Genomic DNA, 25,561 nt, shown 5'->3' with positions numbered 1-25,561 from the left:
CGTAAAGTTTATATTTTGTAAACCATAAAAAATGCCCGCTTTGAGTCGGGCATTAAAAGGGAAGGTTATTGGTTGTGTTATTAATTTTTACGGATCAGCAAGAAGCTTACTAAAACGACTCCTGCTGCTAATGCGAGGGTTTTTTTAGGATTTTCTTTCGCTTTTTTCTTTAATTCTGTAGCATGTTCGTTGAGGTGATAAAGTGCGTGACGGCCTTTTTGTTTCCATGTATTAAACAGCTCAGAAATGTTTTCAAAGCTATCATTTTGAAAACTCCAATGATTTACGGGGACCAGCTCTCTTTTTAATTGTGCTATACGTTTTTTAATTTTAGCATTTTTTCTATGGGGTGAAAATAGACACATTTATTGACTCCTTCATGTGTTAAATTGTTGTGTGACAGTTGGAATTGTGTTTGGGGTTTTGCTATAACGGCTTGAAAATTGAAAGGTTGCATTGATAATGCCGTGCGTGGGTGAGATGAGAGTTAAGAGTTTGGGTTTAATGAGGCATTTCTTAATGTACTCGAGTTCATTTCGTGATGGTGTTTGTTAAGGATGTAAGGTAAAAATTTTTACAAAATGGTGTAAGATTCATTCATAAAAATGGTGGGCGATGTCTTCATTTTTTTGTTTGTTTAAAGTGTTGGGATAGCTTTTGGCACTTGAAATAGTTTATAAGGAGTTTTTATCTACCTATTCTCTTGTGGCTGTAGGGAAGTGGTATTGATTGATTCAATTAAGAAGATTTAAAATGAGGAAATCTTATGATATTTGGGTTTTCCATTCAAATTTGTAAAAAATAGATTATTATAAATCAATATGTTGGATTAATTTGGCGATGTCTTTCATGCATTTTTAAAAATGGCGCTTTGATGGGTGTTATTTGTTGTGTTGTAAAACACTGTTTTGTGATGACATTAATGTCAGGTATCGGAATGCAACTTAAAAATACAGTATTGTCTCTGTTTTGTTTCAGTTTCTTTTTGAAGCAACCAAGTGTAGAAGTATAAACTTGAACAGAAGTAGTAGAACTTATCCGGTACGTCTATAGAATGAATCCACCTATGAGTTGTATTGCATCAGTGTTAGTAGGTAGAACCTTTTGAGAGCAATCTGTTAAGATTGGTGGGCGGTGTAATTTTCGTCCTTTGAAGCGCGGAGGAAATCAATGTAAATAATGATTGATAGCGCAGGTTTTAAAAATTTGAGGACTTGATGAGTACGACCTATTTTTTATCTAAACCACTTGAGCGTCGTCGATCTGTTGGTGTTGCTGTTGGTGATGTGATCATTGGGGGGCAGAGCCCGATAGTTGTACAGTCGATGACCAATACAGATACCGCTGATGTTGATGCAACTGTTTCTCAAGTAGCTGCTCTTTGGCAAGCTGGCTCACAATTGGTTCGAATTACTGTTGATCGCGATGAAGCGGCGGCGGCTGTACCAAAAATACGGGAGCGATTGGAGAGGTTAGGATTTTTTGTACCATTGGTTGGGGATTTTCATTATATTGGTCATAAGCTTTTATCTGAGCATCCTGCGTGTGCTGAAGCGCTTGCAAAATATCGCATCAATCCTGGAAATGTAGGTTTTGGCGCAAAAAAAGATCGTCAATTTGCAGAAATTATTGAGATTGCTTGTCGGTATCATAAACCTATTCGTATTGGCGTGAATTGGGGCTCTCTTGATAATGCGTTGTTAACACGGCTTATGAATGAAAATGCACAGCAAGAAAATCCTTTATCGGTTGCTGAAGTGATGCGGGAAACTGTTGTGCAGTCGGCTTTGCTTTCGGCTACTTTAGCAGAAGAGTTAGGGTTGGGGCGTGATAAAATTATTCTTTCTGCTAAAGTGAGTGATGTCCAAGATCTTATTGCTGTTTATACCACCTTGGCGGCGCGTTGTGATTATGCTCTTCATTTGGGATTAACGGAAGCTGGGATGGGAACAAAGGGCATTGTTGCTTCTTCGGTGGCTTTGGGTATTTTATTACAGCAAGGGATTGGCGATACGATACGAATTTCCTTAACACCAAAACCTGGTGGTGATCGGACACGAGAAGTAAAGGTGGGGCAAGAACTTTTGCAAGTGATGGGGTTTCGGCAATTTTTGCCTGTGGTTGCGGCTTGTCCTGGTTGTGGGCGCACAACCTCAACGGTCTTTCAACAATTGGCACAAAAAATTGAAGCAGATTTATACAAAAATATGCCTGTTTGGCGTGAAAAATACCCTGGCGTTGAAAGTTTGAAGGTTGCTGTGATGGGATGTATCGTCAATGGACCGGGGGAATCAAAGCATGCGGATATTGGAATCTCTTTGCCTGGAGTGGGGGAAAGTCCTGCGGCACCTGTTTTTATTGAGGGACAAAAGGTAAAAACTTTGCGGGGTGATCACATTGCTGAAGAATTTGAAGCACTTTTGAGTGATTATATTCATACACGCTTTGGGCAAGGTTGAGGTAAAATCGCATAAGGTTGAAGTAAAAATGGTGTGTCGTTTTTTTAAACAAGCTGTCTTCAATGTGAAGAGGGTGCTGTTGTATGCTGCTTTAGCTATGGTCAATACTGTTGTTGGTTACTTATTATTTTAGGTAAAACCAGATGATATGCCTGTTTTAGAATCAGAAGCTTATGAAAGATATTAATGAGTTTGAGTGTGTTAAGACTATTAAGCAAAACGATATGAATACTTTAATAGATCCGTAAATGTTGTTGCTGGTTTTTTGGCTGCTCTTGAGACAGTAAAATATTTAACGGATTCTTCAAATATCAAATTATAGAAAGAACATTGTTCATTCATTGTTTCGGTATTTTCCAGCTATAAAATTGATAGGACTGAAGATCCTTATAGCGGTTATAGCCCTATTTGTCGTAAAATGTAAGCTTTTATATTGATATAAAATGATGTATACGGGTGCCTTTTTTGGCGTTATTGGGGGAGTGCATGACAAGTATATTAGCGTTTGGCTTTTTATTTAACGGTATAAGGATTTTAACCGGCGCCTTTATTGTCTTTTATATGCTTGAAAAAGGCTTAACACTTATTGATATTGGGATCATTAAGTCGTTTCAGGCTTTTATTATGATGGTTACAGATATTCCTCTGGGATATTTTGCTGATCGAAAAAGTTATAAAATATCGATCGTTTTGGCAGCGGCTTTTGCTGCTACATGGCTCTTTCTCATGGGATTTTCTACAAGCTTTTATGGTTTTCTTTTGGCAGAATCTTTTAATGCCTTATCGCTGACATTGATTGCGGGGGCTTATAATGCTTTACTTGTTCAATATGCAAAAGCAAAAGTGACATCGACTAAAAAAGTGCTGGGAGCGAGCTCTCAATATAATTACATCGGCATGTTTATATTCAGTTTGATCGGTGCTTATTTTGCTGATTATTCGAGCCAATATATATGGTATATCGCGGCGTTTTTAATGTTGATGACAGCACTCTTTGGTTTGTTTTTTCTTGATGACTTGAAGGGGGAGAAAAAAACAAATAAAGCGAATTCTCTCATTTGTGAAGCTAAGGAGATGTTGTCTATTTTTATTAAAGTTCCTTATATTTCTTTATGCTTTTATTTTTCATTGATCTTTTTCAATATATTCTCGCAGTATTGGCAGTGGATATTTAAAGATCATCATATTAATGTCACTTATTTTGATCTTGGTGTGACATTTTCGCTGATATTGTTCTCTCAGCTTTTGGCTAGTTTTCTCTTTACAAAACTAAGTGAAAGAATGAACTTTATTTTACTGTTGTTTCTTTCAGCTTCACTGATTTTTACCGTTGCTTTCTTTGAACCAAGAAAAGAAATGGCTGTCATTTTAGTTTGTATGATTTTTTATCTCATTAAGTATACATATCTTCGTGTAGAAGTTGTTTTGCATGATAGTATTAGTGATCATTTCAGGGCTACATATGAATCTTTCTTGTCAACCGTTGGGAGATTTAGCTTATTGGTATTTTTTTACATGAGTGCGTATATGGTCAATATATTTGGCTTTTTCTCACTCGTTTATATTTTTGCTATTTATTTATTGATTTACTTGTTGGCAGTACTTTTTTTAGAAGGAACTCTCAAAAAAGTTCAGTGAAAATATTAACTTATTACGATACGTGTTTTATAGGGTTTCATAGTGGGGCAAAGCTTTGATTTATTAAGGCGCATCGTTGTTTTTGCATGTTGAATGAGAAAGCTGAATAGTGTCAGTTATTCTTATTTAAAATCTATGTATGTTGAAGCAATCAAAGTCATCTGCTTGTACGTTATAAGTGGGCTTGGCATAATAATCATTAAAATGGCATAACAATCATTACAAAAGAAATAAAAATGCTGCTCATGAATATTACACAAAGGGTTGCTGACAAGATTGGACGCTGATAAAGAACATGATTGTGCCGGATTATATACTATTAAGGAATGGTGATGGAGCAGTTTTCTCATTTTCATTGGTTCCTTACTGGTAACACTTTATCTCATTAGAGCTAATTTAAGCAGTCGGACAATTTATAGCCTGTTCAAATAGGCTTTCCTCATGACTGATTTTATTGTTGATATATTTAACGCGTTTTATTGCTGTTTTCTTTAAAATATCAATTATCTTGTTGAGATAATTTTTTACGTTGTACATTCTCATTTTTGAGTATTTTCTCTTTGATTGTGGTGTTAGCTCTGTATTTTCTGATGTTAGAAAATTTCTGATCCAGATAATAAACTTATCTATGGAAACTTTGAATGACATCCCCCCTCTTTGAGAGGGAATAAAACCAAGTACAGAAATATTGTTGAGTACAATTTGCTACAAATAAGCCACAAGAAACCAGCACATATTGATATATTTGATAGGAATCTGTTAAGCCGTACAAATTATGGTTATTATAAAGGTAAAGCGATGAAATCGTTATCCATAACGTGTGTTGTAACATTTATAACTCTTTTTTCTGTATTGGTATTGTTGGGATGTACGCGTGTAGATAGTTTAGAGCAGTACAATAAACTTTACGAAGAATATATAAGTGAAAAATACGAGGCTTTTGAACATTTTCAAAAGCAGGAACAAGCAAGAAATTTCGTCTATAGCCGTGGTTATCAAAATATAGCGCCCAAATTTGATATTATATGGCATCGACACATACTTATTGTTTTATGTGGACGCTTTGTTAATTTATTACGCAGTGATTATAATGAGGAGATGTCATGGGCAATGCTACCCAATGTCATAAGCAGTTTGCGTTATGACTATAATTGGAGAGAAAGCGATTTTATCTGGGCTTATAATATGTCTATGAATTCTACCGACCCCATGATTGATTATGCGAAAAAATTTCTTAATTCTTCAAGTGGAAATGGTATTAGCCCAACAACACAAATTATTGACCTTGTGTCTAGTATGAGAGCTGGTCATGATGACAATACTAAACAAATAGCGCGTTTTTGCAGAGAACTCCACACGATATATGATATGATGAAACCAAGAGGAATTTACAAATGATATTGAATGGGTAATGAGAAAAATTCTCTCGAAGGGTATTAAATGGCTATAATACTCTTGATAATTGCGGCATTTTCTTGGCCATGTTGCTTGTTTTTTTATTATGGCTTCAAAAGGTGGACATATTTTCCAGCTTTGGCAACAGGCATAGGTTCACTTACAATGATGCTTTTCATCTTAATAAGAAAATTGCACTTAAAGGAGGAAATTTGCACTTGGATTGAAAAAACGACTTATCACAAATTAGATTGCGCTATTATATATAATAATAATAAGGACTTTTTTATCTTTCTGTTGCAAAGATCATTCTCTGTTTAATCTTATCAATTCTCTTTTTGTGTGATGAATTGAATAAACGAGATAAAGAGCGTGATGAATTAAAGTTCTACAGTGATCATGATTATTATTAAATTGAAGTTATTACACACTTTTGTAAATAAAAATGTTTCTGCTTTTGAAGGAGCATGCCGACACAATCATTCACTTTGCTAGCCCCTAATGTTGCGACAGCCCTTGGCTTTTAAGACGGTTCATAAGAGGCATTTTTTTAGTCTTTTCTTTGATGTTTTGCCCTACGCGGCTCTCTCTGTTTTTGAGGTGCAAGCAAGTGATTTTTATTGATTCAATATACACAGATTTGAAATGAAAGAATCTTACGGTATTCAGGGTTCTTATTCAAGTTGAATAACCGATAATTATCATTATAAATCAATGTGTTATATCTTTCCAGCTTAAGAAAAGAGAGATCAGTAATAATACTGCTTTGGTCTTTCGCTCTATTGAAATTAATGGCTTTATTTATCCTGTTATGCCGTAACATACTGTCATTTGAGGGGTGGTGAAGGTATCCTGTTTGATACATTAAGTATTTTAAGAAGTACATGGTGAATATTCTTAAGTCTTGCTTATCGCGTCTTTAGTTTAAGTGAATCGCATGTGTGGAATCGGCTTTAAAGCATCCACTGTAATATCTTTTAAAACATGGTGATTACGCATTTTTACATTTTGTTTCTTTCAGTTTTTAATGGAAGGCATTTTTCATGCAAAATAGGATACCTAGAATGCATTTGTGTTATAAATTCACGCGGCTTGTTTTAATGAAATTCCTCTCAAGATTTGTCGTACCCATTTCATGATAAGGACTATAATGGAGATTAATAGTAACGTTTCTTGGAAAAGTCTATTATGCATTCAATAAATATGACGGTGTACACTATGTACAATAGGGTGGATGAAGTTTAATTTTGGCGTATTGCACTAAAGTGTGCTGCTTGTTGGAGGGGGAGTGCTTTAGCGCCAAAAGGATGTAAGAATGCTTCTGCTTTACTGATGAGTATATCTCGCTTTTTTTGGGTTTCTTTAATGCCGTAAAGGTGAACAAAAGTGGCTTTTTGTGCCGTTTCATCTTTCCCAGCCGTTTTTCCTAGGGTTTGCGTGTTGGCGGTGACATCAAGAAGGTCATCGGTTAATTGAAAGGCTAAACCAAGATAGGTACCAAAATCAGTAAGTTTTTCAGTTAATTCTTTAGATGCATTGCCAATGATGGCACCTGCTTGGCAAGCAAAGCTTATCAGGGCTGCTGTTTTCATGTGTTGTAGAGTGATGATGTCAGTACTTTCTTGCGGTCTTTTTTCAGCTTCAAGGTCCAGCATTTGTCCACCTAACATACCGCCAAGTCCTGCCGATTGTGCAAGAGACGTGATCAGCTTGATTCTAATATCTGTAGATAGATTACTAGCTTTATGGGCAATGATTTCAAAGGCAAATGTTAAGAGGGCATTGCCTGCTAGAATTGCTGTTGCTTCATCAAATGCTACATGGACAGTGGGTTTTCCACGCCGGAGTATATCGTTATCCATAGCGGGAAGATCATCATGAATGAGCGAATAACAATGGATACATTCTAAGGCACATGCAACATCAAGAGAATATTCTACAGGGACATCAAAAAGTGCAGCACTTTGAATTACAAGAAAAGGACGCAAGCGTTTTCCACCGTTCAGCACACCATAGCGCATGGCTTTGATTAAGTTTTTAGGGCGTGAAATTTCACCATTTTGGATTTGATTACTTAACAGGGTATCAAGTCGTTTTTCAACGGTGTCTCTATGTTTTGCAAGAAGGGTGGTAAATTCGTGCATTCTTGCTTCCTTTGTTTTACAAAAATGAAATTATGAAGTTTAAAGAGAAAGAGTGTCGCTTTTTCTTATTTTCATAAATTGGCGTCGTTTTTTATTAAAAATCAACTTCTCTTTTTATCCGTATCTCTACTGTATGCGCAAATCCCTTTTTAAACAAAATAAAAAATGAAGGTCTTATAAAAAAGCTTTCATTGGTGTATAAAATTCTCAAATTTTGCAGTGTTTTTGATATTCATTTGATTATTGTGACACCATTTTTGATAACAAGAAGGTCATTTTTGGTAAGAGGAGGATCATTTTGACATTGCCTCTTCTTTTTTATCAGTGTATAATATCTTCAAATTTTATGGTGTTTTTAAATGAAGCATTGTCATTTTTGACATTGCTTTTTCTGTTTTAATGGATTTGGAGTGTCTTTTTATGGCTGTACCTAAACGAAAAACCTCTCCAGCGAAGAGGGGCATGCGCCGTTCGGCTGATGCTCTGAAGGCGCCGACTTATATCGAAGATAAAAATTCTGGTGAATTACGTCGTCCTCATCACATTGATTTGAAAACGGGAATGTATCGTGGGCGTTCCGTTTTAGTGGTTAAAGACTGAGCGTTTTCTTTCTTTTCCAGTGGTGAACTTCTTTTATTTCGTCGATCAATGCACGCTTGGGGCGTGCATTTTCGCTTTAAGATCAATGTTGGGGTTCCCTTGCGTCGCCCTCTATTGATATGGAAAAGGGAATGTATCGTGGGCGTTCCGTTTTAGTGGTTAAAACTTTAGCGTTTTCTTTCTTTTCCAGTGGTGAACTTCTTTTATTTCTTCGATCAATGCACGCTTGGGGCGTGCATTTTCGCTTTAAGATCAATGTTGAGGTTCCCTTGCATCGTCTTCTATCGATGTGGAACAGGGAATGTATCGTGGGCGTTCTGTTTTAGTGGTTAAAACTTTAGCGTTTTCTTTCTTTTCCAGTGGTGAACTTCTTTTGTTTCATTAGTGAATGCATTGGGTAAGATGCGTTTTTCACTTTTTCTTGAGAACATGTGTGGGATAAAGTTTTGCTGTAGAGAAATGATTCTATTGTGGGAGATGATTTTCTTGTTTTCTTGAGAGGCTATAAAGGGCTACTTGTATCAGTGTCTTTTATGATGACTTCGTTAAGAGCTTGGGTATTGATATAAGTTAGCTCAGTAATAGAATCATTTTGTATCGCACTTAATCTTTATTGACTATAGAGAGAATCCTATTAGACCGTTAAATATCGTCTTTAAGGCGGTTGATCTATGTAAGGATTTAAGCATACCGGTGTTTTTTATGAGAATATTTAAGGCAATGGTTTGTCTATAGGCTTATATTGTGACATGTGATTCTCCTTAAAAAAATAGAGATCGACATCACATTGATTTATAAAGATCATTTGTTGTTTTGCGCCTTGAATGGAAGGTCTATCGTAGGATTTTCTCATTTCAAATTTTTCCCCATGTTGAATCAATGACAATCACTTGCTTTTCGGTCACAAGTGGGGCCGGCATGTGGGTAAAAACTCTATAAAAAAGGAAAAAATGTTTATAATGAATATTTTCAAATGTAAGAATTGTTGTAACATTGGGGTTAAGTGTATGCTGATGCCAGCGTGCTTTCTTATGAGCAGAAAAGAGAAAACCGTTACAAGACAGAAGGTGTACACATTCAATAACCTTTAGTGCTTTTTATGATAAAGGTACATGAGACTTTTCTATGAATATCACGCTGTATTTTCATGTTTTTGAACTAAGAATTGTCCATATATTTTTCTTATTTTTGTGAATATAAGTGATTTGTTGCGAACAGCTTGTAAAAATAAGTAAACTTAAAACCAGATATGTTATGTGTGGGGGTGAGCAAAGTATTTTATCAAAGCCGGTACGATTTTCCAGTTCATAGCTGGTTTATGAATGATTTATAGTGTTGCTTACCTAAGTTTATGATTTTTTTTGTTATCTGTTCATCACTAGACAACATATTGATTTATATATATAATTCATTGTTTTTCATATTGAATTAGAACCCCGAATAACGTAAGATTCACTTATTTCAAATCTCTCTATCTAGAATCAACCAAAACCACTCGTTTGCACGTCACAAGTGGGATGAGTGTGTGGATAAAATTTGTATAAGAAAGGACTAGAAATGGTTCTTATGAATCGTCTTAAGAGCCAAGGGCTGTCGTAACACCCACGAGCTGGAAAATATAATGATGGTGCCGGCTTGCTTCTTCACAAACGTAAGAGATGGGGGTGCTTAATGGATTTACCGTTATACCTTTCATAGTCGGCGCCGCGAAATGGGCTTGGGTGCCTTGAGAGATGTTTCTTTAAAACAAGCCCGTGAATTGGCAACTGGGTGGGGTGCTGTTTTACGTGAGGGGCGTGATCCCATTAAAGAACGTGAGAAACAAAAGCGTGAGGCAATGCGCAATCTCCATTATTTAAAAAACATTGCTTTAGATGCATTTGAAAGTCGTAAAGCTGAATTAAAAAGAGATGGTAAAGCTTGTGATTGGTTTTCCACCCTTACGCCTTTATATTCTCCCTAAATTAGGCTGTCTGCCTGTTTCAGAGATTACGCAAATTGAGATACGCAATACCCTTGCCTCTATTTGGCATGCAAAAGCTGCAACAGCAGATAAAGCACTGAAGCGTCTTAATCTTTGTCTCAAACATGCAGCTGCATTAGGGTTAGATGTTGATTTACAAGCAACGGAAAAAGCACGCGCACTCTTAAGGTAAGCAACGTCATAAAACCACTAATAGACCAGCCATGGATTGGAAAGATGTTCCTGCCTTTTATCAGTTACTCTGTAAAACACAAAACATAACACAACTGGCTTTGCGTTTGCTTATCCTGACAGGCGTTCGTAGCAATCCTTTGCGTCATATTCATGAAGATCAAATTGAAGATGCTATATGGACAATTCCTGCTGAGAATATCCAATCTTTAGCAGTCTGTTTGAAACAGAGATTAAGACTTTTAAGAGTTCTATGAATCATTCTAGATTTTTTGTGTTCGATTGGAGTAAGAATATTGTGTATATCTCCTCTGAAATAAGAAACCTCATTTGGGAAAAATATGAAATTGGAAGGGCAATGCCAACGTTCATTTTTATTGTGATTTTTTAAGTTAGTTTTACAGCTTTCAAAAGTATTTGGAATGCCTTTTACAGAATGGAGATGATGGTTTTAGTTCATGCTTTTTTTATCGCGTTCTTTAATGGGGAATGCTTCTCATGCAAAATAGAGCGCCCAAGACAAAATATCTTATGTTGTACCGTCACGCATTTTTTTTAAGCAATATTTTTCAATATTTGTGGCATCCATTTTATGACGGTGTTTTTGAATGTTACAATGGTTTTGTAGAAGGGGATAAATGGTAAAGTTTCGGTGTAGTGTATAAACGGCACTATGATCTTTACGCTTAAATAAAAAAGCAAGCCCCGCCCTTACACATCTTGCCAGATTCCAATGTTGGTATATCCTTTGGTGCTTGAGACAGTGTCTCGCTCTTTTTGTACAGTTTTTACCCACAGATCAGCTCCGCTTGTGATTGACAAGCAAGTGATTTGATTAATTCAACATGAGAGAAATTTGAAATGAGAAATCTTACCATATTCAAGATTCTAATTTAATATGAATAATGCTAGATTATGATGATTAATCGGTTTGTTATCTATGAAGAAAGAAAATAAGGAGGAGGAATTTGTCGAAAAGTTAGATTGTTTATAGATTGGCGCTGGTTAAGAAACTTTGTCCTTAAGGGTAGAGAGGATGTTAAAAAATAAAACCAGCTTTTCGCTGGTTTTATCGAAATATCATCATTATGATGAAAGAGTGTATTATGCAGCGTAGACAGCTTTACTGTTTTCATCTGTTTCTTCTCTCTCAGTTTTAAACTCGCGTTCCGGCTTGTTGGAGAGATGCATCTCTATGAGATTGATAGCTTCTGTTTCAGAAAGACTATTAATAACCGCAATTTCGCGGGCCATTCTTTCAAGAGCAGCTGTATAAAGTTGGCGCTCAGAGTAAGATTGTTCGGGCTGTAGATTAGAGCGGAAAAGATCACGGACCACTTCGGCGATACAAATAAGATCTCCTGAGTTGATTTTAGCATCATATTCTTGTGCACGACGTGACCACATGGTTCGTTTAACGCGTGCTTTTCCGCGTAAAACTTTTAAGGCACGTTCGACAGAATCACTAGCAGATAATTTACGCATTCCAACGGAAAGGGCTTTTGCAATGGGGACTTTGACATCCATCTTATCTTTCGCGAAATGAATGACAAAAAGTTTTAATTTATGTCCTGCAACTTCTTGATCTTCAATCGCTATAATTTGTCCTACTCCATGCGTAGGGTAGACGATATATTCAGAGGTTGCAAATTCTTTGGTCTTGGAAGACGTTCCATGTTGGGATGCCATATTTTAGTTTACTCCCTTATGATCAACAAATGTATCGGAAAACAGGTTATAAACCTGAGGGTTGAGTTTTCTTTAACCAAGTATATTGTACCAATTAAGTGAGCATAAAAGCCAAGTACTTTTAAATCAAAAAAAAATACACCGCTTTACTATAACAAGCAAAGAAAAATACTTAGAAAGATGATCATGTTAAAATAACATTAACATCAAAATTTAAAAGAATCAATCATTTCGCTTAAGGATTTTTTATTTTTACAAGAGAAGTCTTTCAATCATTGAAGGAGGAGAGTGTACACTTTATCATTACTCTTCGCCACTTCCTGGATTTTCTGAAAAATACTTTTCTAATTTATTTGGAACGCCATCCATTTCTTTTGCTTGAGGAAGAGGATCTTTTCGGGTGGTTAGATTAGGCCATTTGTTTGCATAATGAAGATTGAGTTCTAACCACTTTTCTAACCCTGGTTCTGTATCAGGTAAAATCGCTTCTGCTGGGCATTCTGGCACGCAAACACCACAATCGATGCATTCATCGGGGTGAATAACAAGCATATTTTCCCCTTCATAAAAACAATCAACTGGGCAGACTTCAACGCAATCCGTATATTTGCAGTGAATGCAGTTGTCGGTTACTACGTGGGTCAAGATCGAACTCCATTTGTTACTTTAATTCTCTTTAGAGGAAAGTGTGTGCGTGTTTTTATGATTGGTGAGTTGATCGCGTAGTACAGCTAGTTTCGCAAAAGGTGAATCAGGATTAAGGCGCTTTTCTTTTTGAAAGGGCTTATGATTTGCATGTTTTCCTTGGGATTTGTGGAACTTATGAGAGCGTTTTGCTTGTGATGGTGCTTCTTGAGGGGAATTTTCATTTTTGTATTCCGCTTTTTTTACAGCGTTCTTCGATTTATTTTGCCATTTATTTCCTAATTTATCACGTTTTTTTTGTGCATGGTGGGGAAATTGATGCTTATAATGCCATAATAAAATAACTTTATCTTCTTCTGTAGAGCGAGGGGATTTGGCAAAATTCCCAATAGGTTCAGCTTCTGGTAAACGATTGGTTTTATGGAGATGTTTTTCAATACCAGAGGATGAAATGTTTGGGTATGAGATATTTTTTTCCTCTCGTGTTGTTTCTAAATCGCTTATTGTTTTCCATTGACTTCCAACGCATTCTGCTGCGGGAACATCTTGCATTGTCTCATTGACAGGGGAAGAGGCTTGGTGTGCAAGGAGATTTTGTTCAAAAACAGTATTGCTTATGCTGTACGATTGATAACCAAGTCCTTTGAGGATTTCTTCCATATCATTTCCATTGGCCCCAAGAATGGACATCATGGCTGGTGTAACAAAAAAACTTTTTCCATCATAGGCGCCATCTGGTTTGGGATCACTTCCTTGTTTCCAATGAAGTGCGGGACGGATGAGATTGGCAAGACGTTCTAAAATATCAATCCGTACAGCACGTTGTCCTAAGATTCGGTAGCCGGCTAATTGATAAAATTGGCGGTTATAGGTAGAGTCAACCATCAAAGAGGTTCGACCAGCAGATAATGCTGAAAAAATTTCACCCAAACCAGTTTGATCTTGTCCCGCATTTTGAAGATTCCACAGGAGAGTAATGGCTTGAACTGGAGCAGGTTTAAGCATTCCGGCAACATAGATATGAAAAGCGCCAAAACGCACGCCTAGACGCCGAAGAACGGCACGTGATTCTTGCGCAAGGTTTTTGACAATGTCTAAGACTTCGCGGCGTGGTAAAATCCCTAAAGAGTTAAAAAGTTGTAAAACAAGACTGTTTGTTGAATCTGTTAAATTATCAGCATTGCGCAAATCAAACAGGGGTTTTAAAGTCGTTTCAAAATGAAAGGTGACAAAGCGTTCTAATCGTTTCACAACGTTATTGCGGGATTCTCCCGTGAGTTGTTCATCTGCTAAAACAATCAGTTTTGGTTTGAAAAAATCTTCTGTTGCTACAAGTTGTCCTACGGGTTGACCAATCCAGCGCACAATTCCGTCAGAACTGAGGGTAAAATCTCCATTTGCAGAAGCACAAAAACGTGTCGCGCGTTTGGAAAAAGCAAGAAACAAATTCTCATTCTCTGTTGAAATTTGCTTCTCAGCTATTTGATCGGTACTGTTTTTGTTGGCATAAAAACGAAAACCTTCAAATTTACCCCTTCCGTGTTTTTCAATGAGAATATCATCTTGAAGAATCTCATTCTGTTGAACAATCTTGCTATCCATGATCATTTTCTTTCTCAGTGTGACACTGGTCAAAAGCTTTTTGCGACAATTTCATAATGGTGCTCTTTCTTTAACACGTTTGTTGCGTTTGCTTCAATCACTCTTGTCATTTTTTGCTGTTTCTTTGCGCCTTTAAAACTTGAATGATTCTTTTTTCATTCAGTTTTCATTCAGTTTGGATGCTTTATATTTGCAAATTACACTTATTAGTTGTATTGTAAAGCTAAAAGCATAAATAAATTCTTCGATTTAAAAGGAAACGGAACCGGTTATCAAAAAACGGCATTTCTTTTGCATGATCACTTTATTTTTTTGCTGTTTTGTCATGAAAAGTGAAGAGAAAGTTTTTTCAAATATTTCATAGGCTAAAAGGCATATTGTAAAGGCATTTTGCAGGTGAAATTGTGTCTTATGACAAGAAGTTTTACCATGACAGTAAAAAAAACAATTGCGATTATAAAATTACACGTTAAAGTAGTGGTTACAGAAGTTAACAACTTTTGCGTTCTTTTTAAGCGAAGAACAATGATGTCGTTGCCAAATCAATTTTGATAATTTTAATCGCAAGGGGTTATTATGGGTAATCTTTCAAATGCTGTTTATAAAAGCAGCAAAAATTATAGCGATGCAGACAAAAGCTTAGGACGTAATATGATGCGTTCTGCTATGCAAGCACCTTATCTTGAACGACAAAAAGAGCATGATTTGGCTCTGCGGTGGAAAGACAAACGTGATGATGATGCCATGCATCAAATTGCAGCGGCTCATATGCGTTTAGTGATTGCTATTGCTAATCGCTTTAAACGTTTCAAAATGCCATTGGGGGATTTGGTACAAGAAGGGTATGTGGGACTATTGGAAGCAGCTGCACGTTTTGAACCTGATCGAGAAGTGCGTTTTTCAACATATGCAACGTGGTGGATACGCGCTTCTATTCAAGATTATATTTTGCGAAATTGGTCAATCGTTCGAGGGGGAACGAGTTCTTCGCAAAAAGCACTTTTCTTTAATCTCCGGCGTTTGCGTGCAAAACTGATACAAGATGATAGTGCTTTGTCAAAACAGGATATTTTTCGCACAATCGCTGAAAAACTCGGTGTTTCCGTGCGCGATGTTGAAACGATGGATTTTCGTTTTTCCAGTTCTGATAATTCCTTGAGTGTTTCTGTTTCTGAGAACAGTGATAATCCCATTGCTAAGATGGATGTTTTGGTGGATGATAGTCCTCTTCCTGATGCTTTAATTGAGCAAGTCATTGATGGTCAACGGCGTACACAATGGCTTTACGATGCGTTGCAAATTCTCAACGAACGGGAGTTGGAAATTATTCGTTTTCGTCGCTTAAATGAAGAGGGTGCGACTCTCGAAGTTTTGGGTGAAAAGTTAGGAATCTCGAAAGAGCGCGTGCGTCAAATTGAAGCTAGGGCTTTGCAAAAATTGCGTTCTGCTCTCCTTACGATTCATTCAGAAGATGCTTACGATATATAAGCAGTGAAAGGCTTTTGGGGGGGAGGAAAGAGAATATATTAAGTGGGGGCATATGAGAATATGATAAAGTCAGTTTTAGGGGATGGCCGAATTTGTTTAGGAATATGCCTCCTTGGGAAGTGCTACTAATAAACAGAGGAAGATAGGGGGCTGTTAGTTGGAGGAAATATATATCAAACGGAGGACTATAAAGGCATGATGAAGTTGGATTTTAAAGTGTTCCTCTTTATTTTCGAATATGCTTTAAGGGGGAGGGCGTGATACAGACAGAAAAGAATCAAAACTGTAACAGATGAGAAGAAAGGCTTATTCTGTAATAATTTTCACTTTTGTACCTGCGGGTAAAGTTTGCGTTGGTGAGAGGGCGTTGAGGATGCGAAAGAGTTTTTCTTTATATGGTGTGTATTGCATTTTATCTGCAAGATTTGCAACGGTTTCTCCTTGTTTAACACGGACAACACGGATTTTTAAGGGCTGCAATTTTTTTAACTGTGAAGATGAAAGAGAATGAAAGCTTTGTAGCGTTTTTTGGGCAACCTCTGCAAAATTTCGAGCATTATGTGGAGCGGCCGTCAAAAAACGAAAGATGTGGTTGTTGAATGGAATGACAACCACATCAAATTGCCATTGATCATTGGTAGCATGAGCCCTTGCTCCAAGTAAATTTTGGCTTTGGGATTCTTGACGCATAAATTCTTGATTGGGGAGCCCTTGAATTGTGATGGGGCGGATAGATGATTGGTCTAGACCGATAATCCAGCCACTTTTCAAATAATCACTCGCAGATATTTCAGCAGGATGTGGAATAGCGTCAAAACGAATCGCAATTTTATCTGGTCCACTGGCCCAAACAGTATGTGCTGAATGTTCTATTGTAAAATTGTTTGGAACAGAAAAAGCTATGCGCAATTGTGGGTGAATAAATTGGTTGCCTCGTACAAAACCTGTATAAAAGCCTCCTCCAAAAATTATGCCATCAATGCTTTTGAGAAAAGAATCGTGATCAGATATTTTACTATTCCCTTTACTGATTTTACCCGCTTTTTTTATCGCAAGCCGAATGCGTTGAGGGGTAGTTGGGTGAGAGGCTAGAAAATCTAGAGAGGCATTTTGGGAGCCAGAGATATTACGAAAAGCACTATAGGCTTCCATTGTTTGAAGAAAGCGTGGTGAAGCAAAAGGATCATATCCTGATTGTTGGAGCATTTCGAGCGCAATGGAATCAGCTTCCAGCTCTTGATTGCGGGAAAATTGCGCGAGTTGTTGCTTGTTTTGCATAGGGTTATGAAGTTTTTTGCCAATAGAAGAAAGAAGACGTGAAGACATGTGATTTGTCATCTTTAATTGGGCTTCTTTTTGCAGGCGTAAAATGCCATGATTGGCTCTGATATGTGCTATCTCATGGGCTAAAATGGCTGCAACTTCTGAAGAATCATTGGCTAATGCCAGCATACCACGAGTGATGTAGATCGAGCCGTTGGGGAGCGCAAAAGCGTTGATAGTTTCTGAGTTTAAAATTGTTACAGAATAGCTTTGATGAGAACTATGTGATGCAACTGCCAGTTTACGGACAATCTTTGCTAAAAGGTGTTCAAGTTTTGCATCATGATAAGCGCCACCATACATTTGCAAAATACGTGGGTGTTGCAGAGCGCTTAATGTGACATAGATATTGTGGTTGTTGGTACGTTTGATCGTTTTAGAAGAAGTGGAAGAAAACCTATCATTTTGAGAAAAGGGTGTATGGCAAGCTGAAAGGAGAAACGTTAAACTTATGAAAGTTGCTTTATACAGGCAAGAGCGAAAAAGAAAATTGCGGTGAAAAATGGGGTGCGTTGGACCATGGTGCACATTATTTCTGCGGAGTAATTTGGCAAATTGCATTTGTATCTTTGTATCGTATGTTTCTTTAAGAAAGGCATTAGGGATAAGGATTCGTTTGGCTATATCACGCTTTTTGTTTATAAAAAATGACTCTCACTTATAAAAAGATGCACTGTAAAGAAAATTTTGTGAAAGGCAAAGTATGGCATGACAACATTTACGATATTATTAAATGGGGATGTTCATATCACTGATCGTTTGCTTAATCAAATTCAAAACAGTCGGGTAATTGCTGCTGATGGTGGTATGCGTCATGCGGCAGCGCTTAATGTGACGCCTGAGTTGTGGTTAGGGGACTTTGATTCATCAGATGAGAACTTAATACGTCAATATAGTCATGTTCCGCGTGAAGTTTTTCCCTCTGATAAAGATATGACAGATAGTGCTCTGGCATGTGAAAGAGCGTTGCAAAATGGCGCTAAAAAGCTTATTTTGTGCGGTGCTTTAGGAGGGGAGCGAAGTGATCATAGCCTTTCTCATATGACGCAAGCATTGATGATGGCTGAAAGGGGCATTTCAGTGTTGTTGACAAGTGGTTTGGAAGAAGGCTGGCCGGTTTTGTCAAAACCTTGTTCGTATGATTTGCCTAAGGGATGTTTGTTTAGTATTATCGGTTTTTCTGATTTAAAAGGTTTAACTCTTAAAGGGGTAAAATGGCCAGTTTGTGACAAAAATGTGTCATTTGGCTCTTCTTTAACACTTTCTAACCGTATTTGTGGAACCTTTTCTTGCCATTTAGGTTCTGGAAAAGCTATATTGTTAGCGTCTGTACCTATTCCATAAAGCTCTTCCAATATATTTTGAATAAGGCAGGGGGGCCTAGTGATGAAGTGCCGACATAAACGATATATGTATTGATCTTGAGAAGGAAAGGTTTTGATATGTTAAAATCAATTTTTAAAGTGGCAGTTGTTTCAGCCATTGGTTTCAGTTCAGTTGCTTGTACCACAAACGATGAACGCGTTGCACGTTACGGCGTAGGAGGAGCAGCAATCGGTGCTTTGGCTGGAACTGCTATTGCTGGAAGTACGCCTGGAGCAGCACTTACCGGTGCAGCATTTGGTGCTTTGGCTGGAACAGTAACAGGTGCAGCTGCAAATCAAAGAAAACAACAAAGACAGGCATCACAATTGTGCACGTATCGCGGTCGTAGAGGGCATGTTTACCAAGCACCTTGTGGACAGAGAGTTCCTGTACGGCAATTGTGTGCTTACCGTGATGCAAGAGGGGTGATGTATAAAGCACCTTGTCCGCGCCGCGTTCGTTAATGGCGGTGCCGCTTCTGCGGCTTGACCGCATTTTTTTAAATTTTGGAAAAACGCCTTTGCTCAATCAAGCTTCTTTATCGGTTGAGCAGGGGGCGCGTGTTGCTTTGGTTGGCCGTAATGGTTGTGGAAAATCAACTCTGTTAAAAATTGCCGCAGGAATATTAGAGCCTCATGGTGGAGAAATTTTTCGCCACCCGCGAGTGACGCTCCGTTATGTTTCACAAAATCCGGATTGTTCAGGATTTGAAGATATTAACGCTTATATGGAAGCGGGGCTAGACGATATATCTGATGTTCAGTGGATCAATACGCTTCGCACAAATTTAGGGTTTTCGGGGGCGGAAAAATTGGAAACGCTTTCGGGAGGCGAAAAGCGGCGTGTTTCATTGTTACGGGCAATTGCTGCAAAGCCCGATATTTTGTTCTTAGATGAACCAACCAATCATCTTGATTTACCAACCATTGAATGGCTGGAAGCTGTTTTGGCTTCTTTGCGTTCAGCAATTGTGGTGATTTCCCATGATCGGCGATTTTTAGAAAATGTTACGCGGTCAACGGTATGGCTTGATCGTGGCACAACCAAAAGGCTGGAAAAGCGTTTTTCAGAATTTGAAAATTGGCGTGATAAAGCACTGGAAGAAGAAGCCATCGAACAGCATAAATTGGGGCGCCAAATTGCTCGTGAAGAGCAATGGTTGCGTTATGGCGTGAGCGCACGGCGTAAGCGTAATGTACGGCGCTTAGGCGAATTAAAAGACTTAAGACAGCGTCATCAAACCTATAAAGGGCAGTCGGGAAATGCACTTTTGACAGCAACGAAAAGTCATGATTCTGGGCAATTGGTGCTTGAAGCAAAGAAAATTTCAAAATCCTATGGTGATCGCATTATCGTGAAAGATTTCTCTTTGCGCATTCAGCGTGGTGATCGAATCGGGTTGGTGGGACCCAATGGTATCGGAAAGACAACGCTCCTTTCTGCATTAATTGGGCAAGAAGCCGTGGATAGTGGAACGGTGAGGCATGGCTATAACCTCTCCATGGCATTGCTTGATCAGCAACGTATTTTAAATGAAGAAGAAACTTTAGCGCATTATTTAACGGGAGGAAGAGGTGATACTCTTGTGATTAATGGGCTGGAGCGGCATGTAGTTTCTTATATGAAAGACTTTTTATTTTTGCCTGAACAAGCACGCACTCTCCTTAAAGAATTTTCAGGGGGAGAAAGAGCACGCCTCATGCTTGCACGACTTCTTTCTCGTCCTGCAAACTTTTTGATTCTTGATGAACCGACCAATGATTTGGATATGGAAACTTTGGATTTGTTGCAAGAATTTATTGCTGATTTTGCGGGAACAGTATTGTTGGTCAGCCATGACAGAGACTTTTTAGATCGTACTGTAACGCATATGTTGGCACCTCAAGGTGATGGTCATTGGGTTTTGTATGCGGGCGGCTACAGTGATATGATGGCGCAAAACCAGCATGCTCTTCGTTTACAACGCAAAAAAATAGAATTATCGCAGCGTAAACCACCTTCAAAATCTCATGCGGGAGAGCTTTCAAAACAGGACACATCAACAGATGATAGCTTGATAGGGCGGGAGAAAAAAACACGAGGTAAATTGTCTTATAAGCAGGTTTATGCATTGGAAAAATTGCCTGAAGAAATTGCTGTTTTGCAGGACGAAATCAAAAAAATTGAGCAAGAACTCTCTGATCCAGCCCTTTATCGCAGTGATAAAGAGCGTTTTGAGCGTTTATCAACAACGTTGGAAAAAAAGAAAAATACTTGCACACAAAAAGAAGAAGAATGGTTAGAACTTGAAATTTTACGCGAAGAAATGGAAGCGTGTTCACGGTAATGTTTCAGATATTAATATCTAAGCATTTTAATTCGTATTGCATCATCGTTTTTCTTTGATTTGTTACAAGAGTTTGTGGCTGATTTAGCGGGAACAGTGTTGTTGACGAGTTATGGCAGAGACTTTTTAGATTGCACTGTAACATATAGCATCTCAAGGCGATGGTCATTGGGATTTCTATACGGGGGAGCAGTGATATGGTAGCGCAAAACAAGCATGCTCTGAGCTTACAAGGCAAAGAAACAAAACTATCTTTGCCGTAAGTTTTTTCAAAATTTCGTATATGGAAGTACGCCAATTCCATTGCATACACTTGCCAGTCCCCAATGTTGCTACAGCGCCCCTTGGAATTTGAGAGCATTCGTAAGAAACATGCCCCTGTCTTTACCTTATGCTTTAAACATACCACCCCCACTTATGACGGAAAAGCAAATGATTCTCATTGATTCTAACGTAAGAAGTGTTGTGATGAGAAAAGCTTACTGTATTCGATGTTATGATTTGAGTTTAAAAATGATGATTTGCCAGGATAAATCAACGTGTTATTGCAACATTTCTAGGAGGAGAAAATGATGGCAATTAAAACAAAGCGAACAATTTCCACATTGATCAGTTTAGAAGATGCTGCTGAACTGTCTTCTTATTACCTCCGTAATGCGAATCATCTGCGTCCTTTTGAACCTGTTAGATCTGATGGTTACCACAGCCTAACAGCTTGGGAAACACGAGCCAATGCATTTGCTTGTGAAAGTGCAAAGGGACAAGCATACCGATATACTGTACGATTAAAAAATGAAAACACAATTACTGGTGTTGTGAATTTTACAAATGTGGTTCGGGGTGTTTTTCAAGCCTGTCATCTTGGTTTTTCTCTTGATGAAAAACAACAAGGTAAAGGTCTTATGTTTGAGAGTTTATCGGCTCTAATACGCCATATCTTTCATGTTTATCATCTGCATAGAGTGATGGCAAATTATAGACCTGAGAACATAAAAAGCGAACGTTTATTAAAACGCCTTCATTTTGAAAAAGAAGGCTATGCCAAAGACTATTTGATGATTTCTGGAAAATGGAGAGATCACATTCTAACCTCTCGAATCAATGATCTTTATGAGTCCGTTAATAGATTCGAATAAAGTTTTGTTAAGGGTCTTTTTATCAAATGTGTAAATATGTTGCACTTTTCCCTATCCTAAAAGACGAAGATCCTTAACCACCTCTTCTTTTGTAAACGGTTCAGACTCTCGTTTAGCGGATTTCAACTGCTGACCGCTTTCATATGTTTCTTTTCGTAGATAATGAATTGATTTATCATCATAATTGATTTTTTTCAATTTGAAGAGAGTCCTCAATATCGGAAGACTTTCTCATTTCAAATTTATTGATGTTTAATCATAAAAACACCTCTCTTGCACATCACAAACTGGGTTGGCATAGGTTGGCATACAAGTGAGGGTTTATGTGGATAAAAATGATTGAAGAACAAGAATAAAAATTCTCTGTATAAATCCTTTTAAATGTGAGGGCTGTTGCAATATTGTGTATTCTGTGATCGATAGTCTCGTTACAAGTTACACAAACGGCTTATTGTTTGGGTGAAATTTTTATACATTCATTTGTTTTTTGTATTTTCTTTTCTTAAGAAAATTTCCAATGTTATCAATGGTTTTAATTCATACCAAGCGCATTTTTATAAAGTTCAATGATTGCTTCTTCTTCCATTCTTTCATGCTCTTCTTTTTTACGCAGCCGTATAATGCTTCGAACAGCTTTACTATCAAAACCAGAGCCTTTAAGTTCAGTGTAAACGTCTTTAATATCATCAGAAATGGTTTTTTTCTCTTCTTCTAGTCGTTCAATACGTTCGATAAAAGAGCGTAATTGGTTTACGGATATAGCGTGTGTTTGATCGGTTACTGTATCGTTCATTGTATTTTTCTCCAAGTTATATATTTTAAGTTGTTTTTCGACGACGAATTTATGTTAAAAAAGCTTGAAAACAATAAAGTAAATCAAGCTACACAGCTTTTTTACAAATTGACTTTAAATATTTTGTAAAATTTTTAAGATATATGCATTGATAAAAGGGCTATAAAAAGAAAAATATAAAAATATACGTTTTAGATTTGAAAAGCTTTAAAAAAAGAAATGTGTAATTTGTTTTGAGAATTTGGCATTATAGAGGAAGTTTTGTGATTTTAAAAAAGCGATATTGGGTGCTTCAGAAAGGATTAAAAGTTTTTTTCTTGAGCATTTTGCTCTTGTTTCCCCTTGTTGTTTTTGCAAAAGCTGACTTTAGGGTTTGTAATACAACCCAACAGTCTGTAGGGGTTGCTCTTGGATATCGTACATTTTCAGGATGGGTGAGCGAAGGTTGGTGGACGGTACCCGTGACGGAGTGTAAAACCTTAATTGAGGGGCCTCTTGCTTCACGGTTTTATTATTTTTATGCGGAAGGGGCACAAAAAAAGGGGAACTGGGCAGGCTCTGTAACCATGTGTGTGCAAGATAGCCAATTTACCATTCAAGGCGTTCATGATTGTTTCCCTCGAGGATATCAAAAGGCTGAATTTAAAGAAATCGATACCGGAAATCAAACCAGTTGGATGATCCAGTTGACGGATGAGTCTTTGTTAAACAATTCAGTTATACCTTCTCTTTCAGGAAGTTCTCCACCGTGAAACGTGCACGTAAAGTGAAAATTATTGCGACTCTTGGTCCTTCTTCTTTTTCTCGTTTGATGATTGAGAAGCTTTTTAGGGCAGGAGCAGACGTTTTTCGTCTTAATATGAGCCATACTGATCGTGATATGATGGGTGATTTGGTCAAGTCTATACGAGAAGTTGAAAAAACAGTTCGACGCCCCATTGGTATTTTGGTGGATCTTCAGGGGCCAAAACTGCGTGTGGGGTGTTTTGCTAAGGGGCAAGAAGATTTGCGTGTTGGACAAAGCTTTACATTAGATAATCGCGATGTTCTTGGTGATGCACAGCGTGTTTTTTTCCCTCATGAGGATGTATTTTCGGCGATTAAACCAGGGGACCGGTTGTTGATTGATGATGGAAGGGTGGAACTGCGTGCGCAAGTTTGTGATGGTCATTCTGTACAGTGTCGCGTGGTTGCTGGAACCCGTATTTCTGATCGAAAGGGTGTCAGTTTTCCCGATACAATTTTGCCTTTTGATTCAATGACGTCAAAAGATAAGGAGGATCTTCAGGCTCTTTTACAGCAGCCTGTTGATTGGGTTGCTCTTTCTTTTATTCAACGTCCAGAAGATGTTATGGCGGTGCGTCAGTTGACGAAAAGCAAGGTGTCTTTGATGGCTAAAATCGAAAAGCCTCAAGCCTTGGAGCATATAGAGAAAATTATTGAGGTATCCGATGGTATTATGATTGCACGGGGTGATCTTGGAGTGGAAATGCCTTTGGAAAAGGTCCCTGCACTTCAGATGGAGCTCATAAAAGCTTGTCGTTTAGCAGGAAAGCCTGTTGTGGTGGCAACACAGATGCTTGAATCAATGATTACATCTCCTGTTCCGACACGCGCAGAAGTGTCGGATGTTGCTACAGCAGTTTATGCAGGAACAGATGCGGTGATGTTGTCTGCTGAATCTGCTTCTGGTCGCTATCCTGAAGAAGCTGTGCTTATGATGGACCGAATCGCGCGACAAATCGAACAGGATCACACTTATGCCGCTCAGGTTGGAGCACAACATCCAGCACCAGAATCAACAGGAACGGATGCGATTTCTCTTGCTGCACGTCAGATTGCTGAAACACTTGCGCTATCCGCTATTATTGCTTATACGGCTTCAGGAACCACCGGGGTGCGCGCCTCTCGTGAACGCCCTAATAGACCCATTATTGCTTTATCGCCCATTGTGGAAACAGCACGGCGTTTGGCTTTAGTTTGGGGGCTTCATTGTGTGGTCACGCAAGATGCACGGAGTTTAGAGGATATGGTTGATCGTGCAGCAGCCATTGCATTTCAGGAAGGTTTTTGCAAAGGGGGAGATCGCTTCCTTGTGACAGCTGGGGTTCCCCTTGGAACGCCCGGTGCGACAAATCTCTTGCGTATTGCCTCTGTCTCCCAAGATGGAACGAAAGGGATTTGAGCCGTTTACGCATGGTGTTTTTTCATGCGCCTTTGAACAGGCTTTAAAAACAACGGGTGTGCGCCTCTTGTGAATGCCTCCATAGACCCATTATTCTTTTATCTCCTATCGTAAGATAGAAAGGTATTGCGTTAAGTCGTCCAGTTTGGGGATGGGAGCAGATGCGGTGATGTTGTCTGTTGATTTTGTTTTAGTTCTGAGGAAGCTGCTTTTACGGTAGGCATTTAATGGGAGCTCCTCCTTTTATTTCATTGAGGCATATTGGGGATTGCTTTATTGATGTTTATACGAGCGAGATGTTTATTGATAATGAGAATTTATTCTTTTTCTTTTTGGATAAGAGCCTTGAAATTGTTCTCATTTTAAACTTTTGCCAACAGAATTGAATAAAGTTAAAATTATGTGCCTAAAAAATCGTACTGGTATGTTATGAGAAAAAGTGATGGGTGAATGTGTTTTTAAAATATGCTTTGTCGAAGCATTTGCAAAATATTGATTTATAATGATAATTTATCGTTATTAAACTTTAATTAGAACCCCGAATTCCGTAAAATTCTCTTCAATTTATTTATGTTTTGTTAATCATAACTCTTTGTTTGCACGTCACAAGCGGGTGGG

19 protein-coding genes and 1 pseudogene are annotated in these 25,561 nt (G+C 38.0%); 13 read left to right on the top strand and 7 right to left on the bottom strand.

Annotated features, from left to right (window positions below; translation table 11 throughout):
• Positions 1 to 80 precede the first annotated feature (80 nt).
• Entirely contained in the window at positions 81 to 365 is a 285-nt protein-coding gene (locus ACFINU_RS02850) for a hypothetical protein (RefSeq protein WP_375611728.1), read from the bottom strand.
• Positions 366 to 1,217: 852 nt separating this feature from the next.
• Here ACFINU_RS02850 and ispG point away from each other — a divergent pair.
• The 3 genes from ispG (at position 1,218) to ACFINU_RS02835 (ending at position 5,495) form a co-directional block, all read left to right on the top strand.
• Positions 1,218 to 2,459, top strand: a complete 1,242-nt coding sequence (gene ispG, locus ACFINU_RS02845) for a flavodoxin-dependent (E)-4-hydroxy-3-methylbut-2-enyl-diphosphate synthase (protein ID WP_375617841.1) — start codon at positions 1,218 to 1,220, stop codon at positions 2,457 to 2,459.
• 486 nt (positions 2,460 to 2,945) lie between these two features.
• Positions 2,946 to 4,097 carry an MFS transporter gene (locus ACFINU_RS02840; protein ID WP_375617842.1) on the top strand — a complete coding sequence of 384 codons (1,152 nt, stop codon included), beginning with the start codon at positions 2,946 to 2,948 and terminating at the stop codon, positions 4,095 to 4,097.
• A gap of 798 nt (positions 4,098 to 4,895) precedes the next feature.
• Positions 4,896 to 5,495 (top strand): hypothetical protein, encoded by a 600-nt coding sequence (locus tag ACFINU_RS02835; protein ID WP_375617843.1) that lies wholly within the window; start codon positions 4,896 to 4,898, stop codon positions 5,493 to 5,495.
• Positions 5,496 to 6,733: 1,238 nt separating this feature from the next.
• Here ACFINU_RS02835 and ACFINU_RS02830 read toward each other — a convergent pair.
• Complete coding sequence (locus ACFINU_RS02830; protein WP_375617844.1) at positions 6,734 to 7,636, bottom strand: polyprenyl synthetase family protein; 903 nt, start codon at positions 7,634 to 7,636, stop codon at positions 6,734 to 6,736.
• A 420-nt stretch (positions 7,637 to 8,056) separates the two neighbouring features.
• Between ACFINU_RS02830 and rpmF the strand changes: the two genes are divergently transcribed.
• From rpmF to ACFINU_RS02815, 3 genes and pseudogenes are all read left to right on the top strand, one after another.
• Entirely contained in the window at positions 8,057 to 8,236 is a 180-nt protein-coding gene (gene rpmF / locus ACFINU_RS02825) for a 50S ribosomal protein L32 (protein WP_005774555.1), read from the top strand.
• A gap of 131 nt (positions 8,237 to 8,367) precedes the next feature.
• Positions 8,368 to 8,562 carry a hypothetical protein gene (locus ACFINU_RS02820; RefSeq protein WP_375617845.1) on the top strand — a complete coding sequence of 65 codons (195 nt, stop codon included), beginning with the start codon at positions 8,368 to 8,370 and terminating at the stop codon, positions 8,560 to 8,562.
• Between the two features lie 1,240 nt (positions 8,563 to 9,802).
• Positions 9,803 to 10,597: pseudogene (locus ACFINU_RS02815) on the top strand (tyrosine-type recombinase/integrase); the annotation flags it as partial.
• A gap of 898 nt (positions 10,598 to 11,495) precedes the next feature.
• On the opposite strand, the gene ACFINU_RS02810 reads toward ACFINU_RS02815, so the two are convergent.
• From ACFINU_RS02810 to ACFINU_RS02800, 3 genes are all read right to left on the bottom strand, one after another.
• Positions 11,496 to 12,080, bottom strand: coding sequence for a CarD family transcriptional regulator (locus ACFINU_RS02810; protein WP_273790499.1), 585 nt, complete (start codon positions 12,078 to 12,080; stop codon positions 11,496 to 11,498).
• Positions 12,081 to 12,383: 303 nt separating this feature from the next.
• A complete protein-coding gene (gene fdxA / locus ACFINU_RS02805; RefSeq protein ID WP_375617846.1) occupies positions 12,384 to 12,725 on the bottom strand; it encodes a ferredoxin FdxA in 342 nt (113 codons plus the stop codon).
• Positions 12,726 to 12,746: 21 nt separating this feature from the next.
• Positions 12,747 to 14,327, bottom strand: coding sequence for a hypothetical protein (locus tag ACFINU_RS02800; protein WP_375617847.1), 1,581 nt, complete (start codon positions 14,325 to 14,327; stop codon positions 12,747 to 12,749).
• Positions 14,328 to 14,903: 576 nt separating this feature from the next.
• Here ACFINU_RS02800 and ACFINU_RS02795 point away from each other — a divergent pair.
• Entirely contained in the window at positions 14,904 to 15,815 is a 912-nt protein-coding gene (locus ACFINU_RS02795; protein ID WP_375613183.1) for an RNA polymerase factor sigma-32, read from the top strand.
• Positions 15,816 to 16,121: 306 nt separating this feature from the next.
• Here the strand turns inward: ACFINU_RS02795 and ACFINU_RS02790 are convergent, their stop codons facing one another.
• Complete coding sequence (locus ACFINU_RS02790) at positions 16,122 to 17,699, bottom strand: M48 family metalloprotease (protein WP_375617848.1); 1,578 nt, start codon at positions 17,697 to 17,699, stop codon at positions 16,122 to 16,124.
• A 147-nt stretch (positions 17,700 to 17,846) separates the two neighbouring features.
• Between ACFINU_RS02790 and ACFINU_RS02785 the strand changes: the two genes are divergently transcribed.
• From ACFINU_RS02785 to rimJ, 4 genes are all read left to right on the top strand, one after another.
• On the top strand, positions 17,847 to 18,482 hold the full coding sequence (locus ACFINU_RS02785; protein ID WP_375617849.1) for a thiamine diphosphokinase: 636 nt from the start codon (positions 17,847 to 17,849) through the stop codon (positions 18,480 to 18,482).
• A gap of 98 nt (positions 18,483 to 18,580) precedes the next feature.
• Positions 18,581 to 18,967, top strand: coding sequence for a hypothetical protein (locus ACFINU_RS02780; protein WP_375613186.1), 387 nt, complete (start codon positions 18,581 to 18,583; stop codon positions 18,965 to 18,967).
• Positions 18,967 to 20,829, top strand: coding sequence for an ABC-F family ATP-binding cassette domain-containing protein (locus tag ACFINU_RS02775; RefSeq protein WP_375617896.1), 1,863 nt, complete (start codon positions 18,967 to 18,969; stop codon positions 20,827 to 20,829). The genes ACFINU_RS02780 and ACFINU_RS02775 overlap by 1 nt, the downstream gene beginning before the upstream one ends.
• A gap of 572 nt (positions 20,830 to 21,401) precedes the next feature.
• Positions 21,402 to 21,965: a ribosomal protein S5-alanine N-acetyltransferase gene (rimJ, locus tag ACFINU_RS02770; RefSeq protein ID WP_375617897.1), complete on the top strand. Its 564-nt coding sequence runs from the start codon at positions 21,402 to 21,404 to the stop codon at positions 21,963 to 21,965.
• A gap of 532 nt (positions 21,966 to 22,497) precedes the next feature.
• On the opposite strand, the gene ACFINU_RS02765 is transcribed toward rimJ, so the two are convergent.
• Complete coding sequence (locus ACFINU_RS02765) at positions 22,498 to 22,758, bottom strand: DUF2312 domain-containing protein (protein ID WP_005774567.1); 261 nt, start codon at positions 22,756 to 22,758, stop codon at positions 22,498 to 22,500.
• 263 nt (positions 22,759 to 23,021) lie between these two features.
• Between ACFINU_RS02765 and ACFINU_RS02760 the strand changes: the two genes are divergently transcribed.
• Both ACFINU_RS02760 and pyk read left to right on the top strand, forming a co-directional pair.
• Positions 23,022 to 23,510 (top strand): DUF1036 domain-containing protein, encoded by a 489-nt coding sequence (locus tag ACFINU_RS02760; RefSeq protein WP_375617850.1) that lies wholly within the window; start codon positions 23,022 to 23,024, stop codon positions 23,508 to 23,510.
• Positions 23,507 to 24,943: a pyruvate kinase gene (gene pyk / locus ACFINU_RS02755; protein ID WP_375617851.1), complete on the top strand. Its 1,437-nt coding sequence runs from the start codon at positions 23,507 to 23,509 to the stop codon at positions 24,941 to 24,943. The genes ACFINU_RS02760 and pyk overlap by 4 nt, the downstream gene beginning before the upstream one ends.
• Positions 24,944 to 25,561: the final 618 nt, after the last annotated feature.

The organism is Bartonella sp. AC130YNZD (assembly GCF_042196865.1).
In the GTDB taxonomy this organism is placed as follows: Bacteria; Pseudomonadota; Alphaproteobacteria; order Rhizobiales; family Rhizobiaceae; genus Bartonella.
Note: the sequence above shows the minus strand (reverse complement) of the source record. Positions and strands in the feature narration are given on the sequence as shown.

Excerpts from the sequence above, each read along its gene's own strand:
- ACFINU_RS02850 (WP_375611728.1), bottom strand. The coding sequence starts at position 365 with ATGTGTCTATTTTCACCCCATAGAAAAAATGCTAAAATTAAAAAACGT.
- ispG (WP_375617841.1), top strand. The coding sequence starts at position 1,218 with ATGAGTACGACCTATTTTTTATCTAAACCACTTGAGCGTCGTCGATCT.
- ACFINU_RS02840 (WP_375617842.1), top strand. The coding sequence starts at position 2,946 with ATGACAAGTATATTAGCGTTTGGCTTTTTATTTAACGGTATAAGGATT.
- ACFINU_RS02835 (WP_375617843.1), top strand. The coding sequence starts at position 4,896 with ATGAAATCGTTATCCATAACGTGTGTTGTAACATTTATAACTCTTTTT.
- ACFINU_RS02830 (WP_375617844.1), bottom strand. The coding sequence starts at position 7,636 with ATGCACGAATTTACCACCCTTCTTGCAAAACATAGAGACACCGTTGAA.
- rpmF (WP_005774555.1), top strand. The coding sequence starts at position 8,057 with ATGGCTGTACCTAAACGAAAAACCTCTCCAGCGAAGAGGGGCATGCGC.
- ACFINU_RS02820 (WP_375617845.1), top strand. The coding sequence starts at position 8,368 with ATGTATCGTGGGCGTTCCGTTTTAGTGGTTAAAACTTTAGCGTTTTCT.
- ACFINU_RS02810 (WP_273790499.1), bottom strand. The coding sequence starts at position 12,080 with ATGGCATCCCAACATGGAACGTCTTCCAAGACCAAAGAATTTGCAACC.
- ACFINU_RS02800 (WP_375617847.1), bottom strand. The coding sequence starts at position 14,327 with ATGGATAGCAAGATTGTTCAACAGAATGAGATTCTTCAAGATGATATT.
- ACFINU_RS02795 (WP_375613183.1), top strand. The coding sequence starts at position 14,904 with ATGGGTAATCTTTCAAATGCTGTTTATAAAAGCAGCAAAAATTATAGC.
- ACFINU_RS02790 (WP_375617848.1), bottom strand. The coding sequence starts at position 17,699 with ATGCAATTTGCCAAATTACTCCGCAGAAATAATGTGCACCATGGTCCA.
- ACFINU_RS02785 (WP_375617849.1), top strand. The coding sequence starts at position 17,847 with ATGACAACATTTACGATATTATTAAATGGGGATGTTCATATCACTGAT.
- ACFINU_RS02780 (WP_375613186.1), top strand. The coding sequence starts at position 18,581 with ATGTTAAAATCAATTTTTAAAGTGGCAGTTGTTTCAGCCATTGGTTTC.
- ACFINU_RS02775 (WP_375617896.1), top strand. The coding sequence starts at position 18,967 with ATGGCGGTGCCGCTTCTGCGGCTTGACCGCATTTTTTTAAATTTTGGA.
- rimJ (WP_375617897.1), top strand. The coding sequence starts at position 21,402 with ATGGCAATTAAAACAAAGCGAACAATTTCCACATTGATCAGTTTAGAA.
- ACFINU_RS02765 (WP_005774567.1), bottom strand. The coding sequence starts at position 22,758 with ATGAACGATACAGTAACCGATCAAACACACGCTATATCCGTAAACCAA.